The following is a 12,849-nucleotide window of genomic DNA, read 5'->3' as shown; positions in this document are numbered from 1 at the left end:
GCTAACTATGGGCAAGCTTTTAAACTAACAGGACTTTTATGGCGAATTTGAACGATATTATTCACTGGTGTGACCAGACCTTGGTAACGCGTGAATTTAAGGACTATGCACCAAATGGCTTGCAAATTGAAGGCAGACCCGAGGTAAATAAAATCCTCTGTGCTGTGACTGCTTCCCAGAGTGCCATTGAAGCTGCAATTGAACAAGGCGCAGACTTGCTGCTGGTTCATCATGGATATTTCTGGAAAGGTGAAGCTTACCCAATTACCGGGATGCGTGGAAAACGCATTAAGATGCTGATTAAAAATGATATTTCTTTAGTCGGATATCATCTTCCTTTAGATAGTCACCCTGTTTTAGGAAATAATGCCGCAATTGCAGATCTGCTTGAACTGGAAAATATGGAACAGCTCGATCCAACCGAACGGCATCCAATTGGCAATATTGGCTATTTAAAACAGTCCTTGACTCCAGAAGGCTTCAAAGCCTATGTATCAGAAAGACTCGGCTTTGACGCACTACATTTGCCTGCAGAAAAATCCTTGATTCAAAAAGTTGGTTTCTGTACAGGTGGCGCGCAGGATTATATTCAAAAAGCCGCCCTACAAGACTGTGATGCCTATATTTCGGGCGAAGTGTCTGAACGGACCTTTTATGAAGCTCAGGAACTGAATGTGCACTATTATGCCTGTGGCCATCATGCGACTGAAAAATACGGTGTGCAACGCTTGGCCAAGGCTATTTCAGAACAGTTTAATATTGAGTATGATTATTTTGAATTAAACAATCCGATTTAATTCGACTGACGGTTATGATCAGTGGCTTTATTCATATATTTTCAGGCTTTATTCTGTATTGTTATTTATACACGATGCCCATTTCGGCCCGATTATCTATTACAATAACGCCACTTATTGTTAAAACCCAGCAAAATGCAAGGAATTGAGAACATGACAACCATTACTTTACCAGCATTACCTTACGGCTACGAAGATCTTGCTCCACACATCAGCAAAGAAACTTTAGAATACCATCATGACAAACACCACAACACTTATGTGGTTAACCTGAATAACCTGATCGCTGGTACTGAGCTTGAAGGCAAAACTCTAGAAGAAATTATTACAGCAACTGCTGGTGATGCTTCTAAAGCAGGTGTGTTTAATAACGCGGCTCAAGTTTGGAACCACACGTTCTACTGGAACTGTATGGCTAAAAATGGCGGCGGTAAAGCAACTGGTACTCTGGCTGCAAAAATTGACGAAGCTTTTGGTTCTTACGAAAAATTTGCTGAAGAATTTGCTACTGCTGCAACTACCCAATTTGGTTCAGGTTGGGCTTGGTTAGTGGCTGACGAAGTAAACGGCCAGCTTTCAATCATGAAAACTTCAAATGCTGATACGCCAATGGCACATGGTAAAATCGCAGTATTGACGATTGACGTTTGGGAACACGCTTACTATATCGACTACCGCAATGCTCGTCCTAAGTACATCTCTACTTTCCTGGAAAGCCTGGTGAACTGGGATTATGCAAATGCGAAATATGCAGGTCAGCCTGCAGGTGTTGAGAAATAATTCTTTATTTCTTTGCTAAAAAAATCACCCATTTTGGGTGATTTTTTTATTTTTAGGCTCTAAATGAATATTTATAAAGCAAACAATTCATTTCTTTACATTAATTGATTGACGACCTGCCGATTCCTCCCTAAAATGCCGATCAGATTCTCCAATAGCTCAGTCGGTAGAGCGACGGACTGTTAATCCGCAGGTCCCTGGTTCGAGCCCAGGTTGGAGAGCCAATCTATTCTCCCATAGCTCAGTCGGTAGAGCGACGGACTGTTAATCCGCAGGTCCCTGGTTCGAGCCCAGGTGGGAGAGCCAGGATTCTAAAAACCCACTCATTGCGAAGTGGGTTTTTTTATACCTGTGTTTTTAAAATTGAGATCATATTGATTTATATAGGCGATCAACCACTCATCGCTTATGTTCCAGCTCGCTTATAAAAATTAAGGCTGATCGCGATTTTGTGGTTAGGACCGCTTTACATAAACATAACAGTTTGAACTACAAACCTTTTCGACTATTTTTAAAACACTTGATTCAATTTATGCTGCTTTTTTCTAAAAGTGCCTTGACCCCTTTTCAAATCTCTCTATAATCGCTGTCAGATTCTCCAATAGCTCAGTCGGTAGAGCGACGGACTGTTAATCCGCAGGTCCCTGGTTCGAGCCCAGGTTGGAGAGCCAATCTATTCTCCCATAGCTCAGTCGGTAGAGCGACGGACTGTTAATCCGCAGGTCCCTGGTTCGAGCCCAGGTGGGAGAGCCAGGATTCTAAAAACCCACTCATTGCGAAGTGGGTTTTTTTATTTTCTCTATCTGTGATCTATGTTTGATTTGAGTCAGTTTATATTTTTTGTGATTGGTTGCCTGGCAACCTTTGCATTAGTTTGTCTGCTCTTCCCACATCTGTTTACCCGTCAAAAGAAATTCTATCCAAAACGTGTGATTACTGCTTTTGAAAGCAGGATGTTTACCCGTCTAAAAGATGCCTTTCCTCATCATCATATTCTGGCCCAAGTTGCGTTTAGCGCCTTGATTACGCATGACCAGATCAAAATGCGCAATCAGTTCAATCGTAAAGTTACAGACTTCGTGGTACTGGATCGCGAATATAATGTGGTGGCGATTATTGAATTAGATGATCCGAGTCATATTGGCAAAGAACAGGAAGATGCTGAACGTGATGCCATGCTGATTGCAGCAGGATATACCGTGATTCGATATACCCAGATTCCAACTATTAGACAACTGCAAAGGGATTTAAGATAAGTTAAGGAACGGTTACTGTACTTTCAGATGCAGCTTGAGTTGAATTTGCTAAAGTTTCCTGCTCTGCTTTGAGCCTTTCAGCAGCCTCTCGTGCTTCAATACGTGCAATCATATCTGCCTGCTGCTGCTTGTATTTTTCCTGATTTTTAGCATCACTATTTACTGCGAGAAATGCCATACTAATTAAAAATACCGGAATACAGAGGGCAAGTGTACCGAAAATCAAAAGTTTTTTGACACTGCGGGGCTGTGACTGCTCAGACATAACAAACCTATTTTTACAATCATTTAACTTTCGCCCCTACTATAACAAATTAAAGCTCTTGCTCAAATTTTGAAAATGCGAGAATAAAAAAGGAGCCGTAGCTCCTTTTAATATCTTCGCTTTTATTTTTACTTCGCTGGCATATTTTCTTCAATGAATTCTACAAGCTCTCTATTCCTTAAAACGATTGCTTGAGTATGTGATGCACCATCAACTCCTAGGAAAGTCACATCCGTACCCAAAGCCACCAAATTCTTTTGCAAGGCATCTGTAACATCATAAGGTACTACCCTATCTTCTTTACCCTGAATAATCATTACCGGTACATTTATTTTTTTGGTAGCAGGCTGATTATCCCTTAAGAAATTTTTCACAGATAAATTTTGATCAAAATTATCAGTCAGCCCTGGATAGTCCACCACTGTTTTCCCAGGATTTTGCTGTAACCATTGATCCATATCCGTACTAAAAGCTGTGATTAAATCTTCTAAACACAGACCATTTTCACCAGTCGTACCTTCAGCACGTTCTGCAACCAGCTCAGATGTGCTTTCAAAGATAGCTTGATAAGCAAAATTTGGCTCATAGGCTTTTATTCCAACACCAACATAAGCTGCATAGGCAAGAAGTTCTGAATAAACAGCTTTCGCAGTTCCTGGTTGAACGGCACCTGCTCCTTCACCTAAAATCAATTTATTTAAAGCTTGCGGTGCAACTGTACCAATAATATAGCCCAGACTAGATGCAGGTGCTGCTGCAACTGCTGCTTTATAATTTGGATCATTCCCTGCAAACTCTGCAGTCGCAAGCGAAGCATGCCCTCCTTGGGATTGTCCCACAGAAACCCAGGCCCCATTAAACTTATTTCCTTGTTGCTGCTTAAACCCTTTCACTGCATAAATTGCAGACTGCGCCGCACTTTTTAAATGCAAATAAGGATGAATACCCTCTGTACCTAGCCCCTCATAATCAGGTGCGACAATGACATAGCCTTTCGCAAGTAAACTTTCTGCCATAGCCTTAAAACGTGGATTAAAGCTATTTCGACTCGGTGCGCAACTATCTCCACTACCCACCGTGCCATGCTCCCATACAACAACCCGCCAACCATCTCTTGGTTGCGGGGTTTTAGGATAGATCACCAACGCGGTAGCTTCTGCAGTTTTTTCTTGTACGTTAGGCATGTTATAACGCATTACCCTGATACTTGAGGCTTGAGACATCACATCTTGGGTATATGCTTGCTCACTTAGAAAAACCTTGGGCTGTGCAACAAAGAAATCATCTTTATCATCATCTCCACACGCAGATAAAAACAGTACCGAAGAACACAGTACGCCCAACATCAATTTCTTATAACTGTTCTGCATATTTCTATCCTTTTATTGTTATTCCCTATCTCTTTTTATCGAGATCACTCAAAATTAAGCATAAAAAAAAGCATCCTTATAGGACGCTTTTGTTATTAGCCGATAGACGGTTAGTACCAAAGAGCCAGAAAAATTCCAGCAAAGATTATGAATCCAATCCAGCGGTTATGCCTAAACGCCCAGAAACACAGCTGTGGATTTTTATCTCGAGTTTTAAACCATTGGTAAATAAAATCAAGAGCAACAACAATTAGTGCAGCCAGACCAAATGGAACCAGTAAATTTTCTAGCCATAATGCAGCACCTATCAATAAAATACTGCTCACCTGCAATGCACTAATGATCTGAATATCGTGCCGCCCAAATAAGATCGCTGTCGATTTTACCCCAATTTTCAAATCATACTCACGATCTGCAATTGCATATTGGGTATCATAGGCTACGGTCCAAGCCAGATTACCAAAATATAGAAGCCAGCAGGTTAAATCAGGCGTTTGCCCGACTGCAGTATAGGCCATCGGAATCGACCAGGAAAATGCTGCACCCAAAAAGACTTGAGGTAAATGGGTATAGCGCTTCATAAAAGGATAAATAAACGCTAAAAACAAAGCCCCGAATGACCAGTAAAAGGTTTCAATCGGCAGGAAAAGAAGCAGGCAGGCACTGGCAGCCACCAAAACCAGAAATACCATCACGGCTTCTTTGGCACTGATAACTCCGGTCGCTAACGGACGGTTTTTAGTACGCTCTACATGTGCATCGACTTTACGGTCAGCAAAATCATTAATGGCACAACCTGCTGCCCGCATAAAAATCACCCCCAAAATCATGGGAATTAAAATTTCAATGCGTGGCATGCCCTGAGCAGCAATCCACAGCGCCCACATGGTGGGCCAAAAGACCAGTTCAGTGCCAATCGGTTTATCAAAACGACAAAGATAATAATAGGCGCTAAGACGCTCACGCCAGGTGATTGCTTGTGCGGTTGCCATAAAAATCAAGCCTGTGAATTTTGTATAAAGTGTTCAAATGCCGGTAAAAATGTTTCTTGTACAATAAATTTACAGCCGTGCCAAGTATAGCAGCTCTGACGGGTCCAGCCTTCATCTAAAAGTACCACCCGACGCTGGCAGAGTGGATTGGTACGTTGAAACAGAAACCAGCCAATAGGTTTGGTGCCAATATGCTGAAAAATTCGGGCTTTTTTTTGCAGGCTTAAAATTGGAAAAATACTTTTGGCTTTCACCCAAGGAGATTGTTCCGAACCATAGAGATAACTTTCACGCACCCAGGAAGTATGCTGAGGTGACATCTGCATCCATTTGGCATTGGCAAAGCTTAAACGCTGAAAATGCTCTTGAATTGGCTCGACATGAAACTGTCCCTGAGCCAAATCGGTTAGTTGTTGCGTGAGTGAACCTGATGCATACAGCCACGGTTTTAACTCAGCCGGCAGAGCTGACAGCAACACACGCGGATTTTGTTTTCTAGAACGACTATTCATTGTTAACAGTTATCTGTTTTTGCAATGATTTCATATTTACCTTGCGGAGTCTTAATTAAAATAAAACCTTCAGCACTCAAATAAAATGAATCGGGATAAGCATAATCTAGCGCCATTTCTGGATTTTTCAGCCCCATAAATTGAGCCTGCTTGTACCCTTCAGGTGTCCGCCCCACTTCAAGATAAGTTACTTCGGAGAAGTTCAACTTAAAACCTTTGTCATGATCTTTTGGATCAATCCATGGATAAAAGCTGGTGTGCTTTTTACGCTGTGCCATTTAAGCCTATCAATCATTTAAAATTATAAATAGATGATACAAAAAAACCCGCGACATGCGCGGGTTTTCTTCGCTTTAATTCGGAAAGAATTACAAGCTGTAGTACATTTCAAATTCAACTGGATGAGTAGTCGTGTTCAGACGACGAACTTCTTCAGTTTTAAGCTCGATGTATGCGTCAAGCATTTCTTTGGTGAACACACCACCTTTAAGCAGGTAATCTTGGTCCGCTTTAAGCGCATCAAGAGCCATATCCAGGCTGTGCGCCACTGTAGGGATTTTTGCTTCTTCTTCCGGTGGAAGATCGTACAAGTTCTTGTCAGCAGCCTCACCTGGGTGAATCTTGTTTTGAATACCGTCGATACCCGCCATTAGCAATGCTGCGAAACCTAAGTATGGGTTCATCATTGGATCTGGGAAACGTGCTTCAATACGCTTGCCTTTCGGGCTAGACACATAAGGAATACGGATAGACGCAGAACGGTTACGTGCTGAGTAAGCAAGCATAATCGGTGCTTCGAAGTGCGGTACTAAACGCTTGTACGAGTTTGTAGAAGGGTTAGTGATCGCATTCAAAGAACGGGCATGTTTAATTACACCACCGATGAAGTACAACGCCATTTCTGAAAGGCCTGCATATTCATCACCAGCAAACAGGTTTTTGCCGTCTTTAGAGATCGACATATGCACGTGCATACCAGAACCGTTATCACCCACCATTGGTTTAGGCATAAAGGTTGCAGTTTTTGCATATTGATGCGCAACGTTCCAAACTGCATATTTGAACTGCTGAACTTCATCTGCTTTACGCACCATGGTATTGAAGCTCACACCAATTTCTAACTGGCAAGAAGCAACTTCGTGGTGATGCACTTCTACACGACCTGGCCCCATAATGTCTTCGATACGCGCACACATATCAGCACGCATGTCATGTGAAGAATCTACAGGAGGAACTGGGAAGTAACCGCCTTTTACGCGTGGACGGTGACCAGAGTTGCCGCCTTCATAGTCTTTGTTGGTTGACCATGCAGCTTCTTCAGCGATCAATGTATGGCGCGCGCCAGACATGTCGATTTCCCATTTTACTTCGTCAAATACGAAGAATTCTGGTTCTGGGCCAAAGAATGCTGTATCACCGATACCAGTAGATTTCAAATATTCTTCTGCACGGCGCGCAATCGAACGTGGATCACGATCATAACCTTGACCAGTAGATGGCTCGATTACGTCACAAGTTACAACAACTGTTGGCTCTGCAAAGAACGGGTCGATAAAACCAGTTTCCGCGTCCGGACGTAAAATCATGTCCGATGCTTCGATGCCTTTCCAACCTGCAATTGAAGAACCGTCAAACATTTTGCCGTCTTCAAATGTATCTTCATCAATACTGTCTGCTGGATAAGTAACGTGTTGCTCTTTACCCTTGGTATCAGTAAAGCGAAAATCGACCCATTTTGCGCCACTTTCTTGTATGAGTTGAAGGACCTTGTTCGCCATGCTCATTTTGCTCCGATGTTTTTGTTGCACCCGTGAAGTGCGTGTTAGCAGTTGATAGTTATTAAGCAATTACCATACCAACTTTTAAAAGTATAGATAAAATCTTGAATTCTTTATAAGAATTCATGAATTAATAAAAATACTTTGCGGCTATTATACTAGCTGCAAAACTAAATGCACTATATTCAAGCATTCTTCATTTATTTTATTTCAGCTTTATTTTTTAGCGCACCTAAATAGTGCAGTGGTGAATAAAAATGTATTAGAAACATAATTTTTTATAGTGGATATGCTGCTTTTTTCAACTTTTGTTTAGTTTTTATTTAGTTTTAGCTAAGAATTAAGCATTTTTTATGAGATATCAGTAAAGAAAACTTCCGGATTGACTTAGGATCACCTGATTATTTTGAGGCATTTTCTTTAACTATACTTTTGAAATAAAATTTTATATCACGCGGTCTGATTCAAGTGATGTTTTTTTCACCAAAAAATTTTAATCTTTTTTTAACTTTCTTTTTAATTTTTAAGTTCTACTCTAAAACTAATCATACTTATAACTTTCTAATGGTAAGTCTATTACTTAAAATAATGATTCAATAATTTCCATTCTGTTTAGATCGGCTTCTTAAGCCATCAAATTTGATGAAATTGTTGCGCCGAATATGGCTATTTTTTGCTATGATGAAGCGTGCTTTATTTTCACACAATGAAATCAATGATTTAGTTGTGTTACCCAAGTGCTTGCAATAAGCGCGAATTAAAGTACGATCGGGACAACTTTAGCACAGTTAAGTGCATTAATTTCAATAGGTTAAGCTCATGCTTTTAATGGTCGACAACTATGACTCCTTTACTTATAACATCGTCCAATATTTTGGCGAACTGAATCAAGAAGTAAAAGTAGTCCGTAATGATGCCGTGACATTGGAAGATATAGAGCGATGGCAACCCAAGTATTTAGTGATTGGTCCTGGACCGTGCTCGCCAAGTGAAGCAGGAATTTCTATTCCTGCAATTCAGCATTTTGCTGGTAAAATTCCCTTACTGGGCGTTTGTCTTGGTCACCAGAGTATTGGTCAGGCATTTGGCGGCGATATCGTGCGTGCCAAACGTGTGATGCATGGCCGTCTGTCTGATATGTACCACAGTAATACCGGGATTTTCAGCAATCTTCCTTCTCCATTTCCTGCAACGCGCTATCATTCACTGGTGATTGATCAAGCTACCTTGCCTGAATGTCTGGAAGTCACCTGCTGGACCAATGAAGCGGATGGCTCTATGGAAGAAATTATGGGTGTGAAACATAAGACATTGCCGGTCGAAGGCGTGCAGTTCCATCCTGAATCGATTCTGAGCCAGCATGGTCATCAAATCTTTAAAAACTTTCTCGAAATTTATGCCTAAGAACACCTTATGAATATTCAACAAGCTTTAAGCAATATTACTAAAAACATTCACCTGACTCAGGATCAAATGCAAGACGTGATGCGTGCCATCATGTCAGGTGAAGCGACCGATGCCCAGATTGGTGCCCTGCTGATGGGTTTACGTCTGAAAGGCGAAAGCATTGATGAGATTACCGCAGCTGCACGTGTCATGCGTGAACTTGCCACCAAAATTGATGTCAGTGACATTCCTTATCTGGTCGATATAGTCGGTACAGGCGGTGATGGCCAGAACCTGTTTAATGTCTCTACTGCTTCGGCATTTGTAATTGCAGCAGCGGGCGCAACCATTGCCAAACATGGTAACCGTGGCGTTTCGACCAAATCAGGTTCGTCAGATTTACTGGAACAGGCCGGGATTAATCTGGACCTGAATATGCAGCAGACCGAGCGCTGTATCCGTGATGTCGGTGTCGGCTTCCTGTTTGCACCCAATCATCATCAAGCCATGAAATATGCAATCGGCCCACGTAAAGAATTAGGGATTCGCAGCATTTTCAACTTACTTGGTCCGCTTACGAATCCGGCCGGAGTAAATCGTTTAGTCATTGGTGTATTTTCCAATGAACTCTGCCGTCCTATTGCCGAAGTCATGAAACAGCTCGGTGCTGAACATGTGATGGTAGTACATTCACGTGATGGTCTGGATGAAATCAGTATTGCCTCTTCAACTCATGTCGCTGAACTGAAAAATGGCGAAGTCACGGAATGGGAAATTATTCCTGAATCGGTCGATATTGAATCGCAAACCCTGACCGGACTGATTGTGGAAGATTCTGCGCAAAGTCTGGCTTTAATCAAAGATGCACTGGGCAAGAAAAAATCAGACATCGGCGATAAAGCCGCCAACATGATCGCACTGAATGCCGGCGCGGGTATTTATGTCTCCGGTTTAACCAGCAGTTATAAGCAAGGTGTTGCGCTGGCACATGACATTATTTACGGCGGTCAGGCACTTGAAAAAATGAGTGTGCTGTCTGAATTTACCAAAACCATTAAACATTACGAAGCTTAATTCGGTCAGGAATTTTGATCATGGTGGATATCGCAAACACAATTTTAGGCAAGATTGTTGACCGTAAAAAAGAAGAATTTGCCCTACGTTTAAAGCAGAAAAGCTATAAAGATCTGGAGGAACTGGCTCAGGGTGCATCACCTGTACGTGGTTTTGCACAGTCTTTAATGTCGAAACGTCTTGGTGTGATTGCTGAAATTAAAAAAGCTTCGCCATCCAAAGGGATTATTCGCGAGAACTTCAACCCTGCGGAAATTGCGGCACAGTATCAGGATGCAGGCGCAGCCTGTTTATCGGTGCTGACCGATGTAGACTTTTTCCAGGGTCATGATGACAATATTCAGATTGCCCGTTCACATTGTGACCTGCCTGCACTGCGCAAAGACTTTCTGATCGACCCTTATGGGGTCATCGAAGCACGTGCCCTGCATGCAGACTGTATCTTGCTGATTGTGGCTTGCCTGTCTGACCAGCAGTTAGAAGAAATGTCTAAAACTGCATTTGAACATCATCTGGATGTACTGGTTGAAGTTCACGATGAAGAAGAACTATCACGTGCTTTAAAGCTTTCTGATCGTTGTCTGCTCGGCGTGAATAACCGTAATTTAAAAACCTTTGATGTCGATTTAAATACATCATTACGTTTGAAAAAATTACTGGACCCTTCACGCCTGCTAGTGACTGAAAGCGGTATTGCAACTCCTGCCGATGTGGCCATGATGCAGGAAAATGATATTCACGCCTTCTTGGTCGGCGAAAGCTTCATGAAACAGCCACGTCCGGATCATGCTTTCCGCGATCTGTTTGGTGAGCCTGAAGCGGTTTAAAATGTAAATGCTCACCTAAGCATTAAAAAAGCCCAATCTCAGAATTGGGCTTTTTAATTTTATTCAGCAAAGTTTCACAGCAGATAAACTCAAATTACATTGCAATTGTTTTAAGCAGAACTAAAGAGAGTGGAAATAAAACAGGCGAAGATTGACAAAGTACTGCCTCGAAACGAGCCCCTGCACTTTGAGCCTTGGTCTTAAAATATAATCCTGCAAACATTGCAGCGAACATAAAAATAATCAATGTTGGACTGAATAATTTTACTGACTGGATATCGAATAAAATGAGCGAAAATAATCCGACAATACTCAAGTTATAAAAATATTGAAGATGCCACATATCCTCATTTCCTTTTTATTAAGAGTATATATCGGACTTATGCATTTCTATATCTGAAAACTTCATTTTACTGATCAAAATAAGATAGCAGTTCTTCAAACTCCGGCAGTTCAGTATAGCTTTGATTCACCTTGATTTCGTCTGCCCAAGTAATTTTAGAGCTCAGGCAAAAACTTAATTTTTGCTGAATCTTTGGTGCATTATCTAACAACCCTAAAGGAATCCATATCAATGCAGTTGTGCCCACTTGATTGGGAACGGGTGAGCCACAGCGCTGACAAAAATGGGAGCGAAAGCCAGTCTCTTTTTGATAACAGGATATTGAGGACGTGACTGACGTCCATTCAAAATATTGCTGATTGATTAAAGTGGCTGCATTGGCGGCCGTACCACTCTGTTTCCGACACAAACTGCAATGACAGTGATACATGCTATGAATGTCTGTATTAACCCTAAATTTTACATTGCCGCATAAACAGCTGCCTGAATAATTCATTTTTTATTTTCGCGATTATATGATCTTATATTTAAAAAAGAGATATTCCATAGAAGCAACTCTTTAAGTGATCAAATCAGAAAAATCACGAAACATCTTTTATTTACAGCGGATTCGGTTTTTTGATTGTAAAAATGTGCCGCTATTTTAAAGTCCAATTTTTATATTATGTGGTTATAAACGCATTTCATTTCTCCTTTCAGCCATTTAAGACTATAATTCTATTAAATTCCGTTTCTCTCCCCATTTTCAGATTATGAGCAAACATGATTCTTCGCTTTCTAAAGATCAGTACAACTTACTGAAAGATTTAAAAAAGCAAATTAGTCAGCCTAAGGCTGAACCTGTTGCCCCTGTCGTGAAAACAGCGGAGCAAGAACAGGCTGAAGACCTCGACCTGTTTCGTAAACAAATGCAAGGTGTACAAAAAATCGATGCCGGCAATACTGCCAAAATTGAAAAATCTGCCAAGAAAAAGCCGGATGCACAAATTCTGGCAAAGCGTGCCGCTGCCGAAGGGCCAATGCACACCGATGAAACCGTTCTTTCAGATACTCAAGCCATGCTGAATCCAGTCGGTAGTCAGGCCAACTTGAGCTATCGTATTGCCACCTTGCAACATAAAGTTTTTGAAGACTTAAAAGCCGGTAACTTGCGCTGGTTTGAAGCTGTGGATCTGCATGGCTGTACCGTAGAAGAAGCGCGACAAGCTGTGCTGCAGATTATCCAGATCGCCAAAGATGAAAATCAAAACGTGATTAAGATCGTACATGGCAAAGGCCCAGAAGCGATTTTAAAAACCTATGTCAACGGCTGGCTGCGTCAGCATCGTGACGTTTTGGCCTTTGTCAGTGCCCCTGAAAAACAGGGCGGTACTGGTGCGGTACTGGTTCTGCTGAAACGTGCGGAAAAGAATCCAAAGTTCAAACAATAAACGGTTTTAGCTCCAAAACAAGGCATTGTAAAAGTTTTC

Annotated in this window: 15 protein-coding genes and 4 tRNA genes; 11 read left to right on the top strand and 8 right to left on the bottom strand. The window is 41.6% G+C overall.

Annotation, left to right across the window (positions count from 1 at the left end; all coding sequences use genetic code 11):
* Positions 1-38: 38 nt before the first annotated feature.
* From VXQ11_RS01245 to VXQ11_RS01215, 7 genes are all read left to right on the top strand, one after another.
* A complete protein-coding gene (locus VXQ11_RS01245) occupies positions 39-797 on the top strand; it encodes a Nif3-like dinuclear metal center hexameric protein (RefSeq protein ID WP_416705224.1) in 759 nt (252 codons plus the stop codon).
* Positions 798-950: 153 nt separating this feature from the next.
* On the top strand, positions 951-1,577 hold the full coding sequence (locus VXQ11_RS01240; protein ID WP_416705223.1) for a superoxide dismutase: 627 nt from the start codon (positions 951-953) through the stop codon (positions 1,575-1,577).
* A 148-nt stretch (positions 1,578-1,725) separates the two neighbouring features.
* Positions 1,726-1,801 (top strand) — tRNA-Asn (locus VXQ11_RS01235).
* A 6-nt stretch (positions 1,802-1,807) separates the two neighbouring features.
* Positions 1,808-1,883: transfer RNA gene (locus VXQ11_RS01230), tRNA-Asn, on the top strand.
* A 289-nt stretch (positions 1,884-2,172) separates the two neighbouring features.
* Positions 2,173-2,248: transfer RNA gene (locus VXQ11_RS01225), tRNA-Asn, on the top strand.
* 6 nt (positions 2,249-2,254) lie between these two features.
* Positions 2,255-2,330 (top strand) — tRNA-Asn (locus tag VXQ11_RS01220).
* Positions 2,331-2,389: 59 nt separating this feature from the next.
* Positions 2,390-2,833, top strand: a complete 444-nt coding sequence (locus VXQ11_RS01215; RefSeq protein WP_064095525.1) for a DUF2726 domain-containing protein — start codon at positions 2,390-2,392, stop codon at positions 2,831-2,833.
* Position 2,834: 1 nt separating this feature from the next.
* Here the strand turns inward: VXQ11_RS01215 and VXQ11_RS01210 are convergent, their stop codons facing one another.
* The 6 genes from VXQ11_RS01210 to glnA form a co-directional block, all read right to left on the bottom strand.
* Positions 2,835-3,098 carry a hypothetical protein gene (locus VXQ11_RS01210; protein WP_064095526.1) on the bottom strand — a complete coding sequence of 88 codons (264 nt, stop codon included), beginning with the start codon at positions 3,096-3,098 and terminating at the stop codon, positions 2,835-2,837.
* Positions 3,099-3,226: 128 nt separating this feature from the next.
* Positions 3,227-4,468 carry an alpha/beta hydrolase family protein gene (locus tag VXQ11_RS01205; RefSeq protein WP_416705222.1) on the bottom strand — a complete coding sequence of 414 codons (1,242 nt, stop codon included), beginning with the start codon at positions 4,466-4,468 and terminating at the stop codon, positions 3,227-3,229.
* A 110-nt stretch (positions 4,469-4,578) separates the two neighbouring features.
* Positions 4,579-5,460, bottom strand: a complete 882-nt coding sequence (ubiA, locus tag VXQ11_RS01200; protein WP_416705221.1) for a 4-hydroxybenzoate octaprenyltransferase — start codon at positions 5,458-5,460, stop codon at positions 4,579-4,581.
* A gap of 5 nt (positions 5,461-5,465) precedes the next feature.
* Positions 5,466-5,972: a chorismate--pyruvate lyase family protein gene (locus VXQ11_RS01195; protein ID WP_416679938.1), complete on the bottom strand. Its 507-nt coding sequence runs from the start codon at positions 5,970-5,972 to the stop codon at positions 5,466-5,468.
* Between the two features lie 2 nt (positions 5,973-5,974).
* On the bottom strand, positions 5,975-6,250 hold the full coding sequence (locus VXQ11_RS01190) for a hypothetical protein (protein ID WP_416679937.1): 276 nt from the start codon (positions 6,248-6,250) through the stop codon (positions 5,975-5,977).
* 90 nt (positions 6,251-6,340) lie between these two features.
* On the bottom strand, positions 6,341-7,756 hold the full coding sequence (glnA, locus tag VXQ11_RS01185) for a type I glutamate--ammonia ligase (RefSeq protein ID WP_171254921.1): 1,416 nt from the start codon (positions 7,754-7,756) through the stop codon (positions 6,341-6,343).
* Positions 7,757-8,569: 813 nt separating this feature from the next.
* Between glnA and VXQ11_RS01180 the strand changes: the two genes are divergently transcribed.
* From VXQ11_RS01180 to trpC, 3 genes are read left to right on the top strand one after another with little or no spacing between them, the layout of a single operon-like run.
* Positions 8,570-9,154 (top strand): anthranilate synthase component II, encoded by a 585-nt coding sequence (locus tag VXQ11_RS01180; RefSeq protein ID WP_064095532.1) that lies wholly within the window; start codon positions 8,570-8,572, stop codon positions 9,152-9,154.
* Positions 9,155-9,163: 9 nt separating this feature from the next.
* Complete coding sequence (gene trpD / locus VXQ11_RS01175; RefSeq protein WP_064095533.1) at positions 9,164-10,210, top strand: anthranilate phosphoribosyltransferase; 1,047 nt, start codon at positions 9,164-9,166, stop codon at positions 10,208-10,210.
* Positions 10,211-10,230: 20 nt separating this feature from the next.
* Positions 10,231-11,037: an indole-3-glycerol phosphate synthase TrpC gene (gene trpC / locus VXQ11_RS01170; protein WP_064101419.1), complete on the top strand. Its 807-nt coding sequence runs from the start codon at positions 10,231-10,233 to the stop codon at positions 11,035-11,037.
* Between the two features lie 94 nt (positions 11,038-11,131).
* On the opposite strand, the gene VXQ11_RS01165 is transcribed toward trpC, so the two are convergent.
* Together VXQ11_RS01165 and VXQ11_RS01160 are read right to left on the bottom strand one after the other, a co-directional pair.
* On the bottom strand, positions 11,132-11,380 hold the full coding sequence (locus VXQ11_RS01165) for a hypothetical protein (RefSeq protein WP_064101420.1): 249 nt from the start codon (positions 11,378-11,380) through the stop codon (positions 11,132-11,134).
* 67 nt (positions 11,381-11,447) lie between these two features.
* Positions 11,448-11,876: a GFA family protein gene (locus VXQ11_RS01160; protein WP_064101421.1), complete on the bottom strand. Its 429-nt coding sequence runs from the start codon at positions 11,874-11,876 to the stop codon at positions 11,448-11,450.
* Between the two features lie 256 nt (positions 11,877-12,132).
* Here VXQ11_RS01160 and VXQ11_RS01155 point away from each other — a divergent pair, with 256 nt between their 5' ends.
* On the top strand, positions 12,133-12,810 hold the full coding sequence (locus VXQ11_RS01155) for a Smr/MutS family protein (RefSeq protein ID WP_064095537.1): 678 nt from the start codon (positions 12,133-12,135) through the stop codon (positions 12,808-12,810).
* The last annotated feature ends 39 nt before the right edge of the window (positions 12,811-12,849 follow it).

The sequence above is a fragment of the Acinetobacter sp. 197 genome (assembly GCF_048148385.1).
GTDB lineage: Bacteria > Pseudomonadota > Gammaproteobacteria > Pseudomonadales > Moraxellaceae > Acinetobacter > Acinetobacter pecorum.
Note: the sequence above shows the minus strand (reverse complement) of the source record. Positions and strands in the feature narration are given on the sequence as shown.

Excerpts from the sequence above, each read along its gene's own strand:
- VXQ11_RS01210 (WP_064095526.1), bottom strand. The coding sequence starts at position 3,098 with ATGTCTGAGCAGTCACAGCCCCGCAGTGTCAAAAAACTTTTGATTTTC.
- VXQ11_RS01195 (WP_416679938.1), bottom strand. The coding sequence starts at position 5,972 with ATGAATAGTCGTTCTAGAAAACAAAATCCGCGTGTGTTGCTGTCAGCT.
- VXQ11_RS01240 (WP_416705223.1), top strand. The coding sequence starts at position 951 with ATGACAACCATTACTTTACCAGCATTACCTTACGGCTACGAAGATCTT.
- VXQ11_RS01165 (WP_064101420.1), bottom strand. The coding sequence starts at position 11,380 with ATGTGGCATCTTCAATATTTTTATAACTTGAGTATTGTCGGATTATTT.
- glnA (WP_171254921.1), bottom strand. The coding sequence starts at position 7,756 with ATGAGCATGGCGAACAAGGTCCTTCAACTCATACAAGAAAGTGGCGCA.
- VXQ11_RS01245 (WP_416705224.1), top strand. The coding sequence starts at position 39 with ATGGCGAATTTGAACGATATTATTCACTGGTGTGACCAGACCTTGGTA.
- VXQ11_RS01215 (WP_064095525.1), top strand. The coding sequence starts at position 2,390 with ATGTTTGATTTGAGTCAGTTTATATTTTTTGTGATTGGTTGCCTGGCA.
- VXQ11_RS01205 (WP_416705222.1), bottom strand. The coding sequence starts at position 4,468 with ATGCAGAACAGTTATAAGAAATTGATGTTGGGCGTACTGTGTTCTTCG.
- VXQ11_RS01160 (WP_064101421.1), bottom strand. The coding sequence starts at position 11,876 with ATGAATTATTCAGGCAGCTGTTTATGCGGCAATGTAAAATTTAGGGTT.
- VXQ11_RS01155 (WP_064095537.1), top strand. The coding sequence starts at position 12,133 with ATGAGCAAACATGATTCTTCGCTTTCTAAAGATCAGTACAACTTACTG.
- trpC (WP_064101419.1), top strand. The coding sequence starts at position 10,231 with ATGGTGGATATCGCAAACACAATTTTAGGCAAGATTGTTGACCGTAAA.
- VXQ11_RS01190 (WP_416679937.1), bottom strand. The coding sequence starts at position 6,250 with ATGGCACAGCGTAAAAAGCACACCAGCTTTTATCCATGGATTGATCCA.
- trpD (WP_064095533.1), top strand. The coding sequence starts at position 9,164 with ATGAATATTCAACAAGCTTTAAGCAATATTACTAAAAACATTCACCTG.
- VXQ11_RS01180 (WP_064095532.1), top strand. The coding sequence starts at position 8,570 with ATGCTTTTAATGGTCGACAACTATGACTCCTTTACTTATAACATCGTC.
- ubiA (WP_416705221.1), bottom strand. The coding sequence starts at position 5,460 with ATGGCAACCGCACAAGCAATCACCTGGCGTGAGCGTCTTAGCGCCTAT.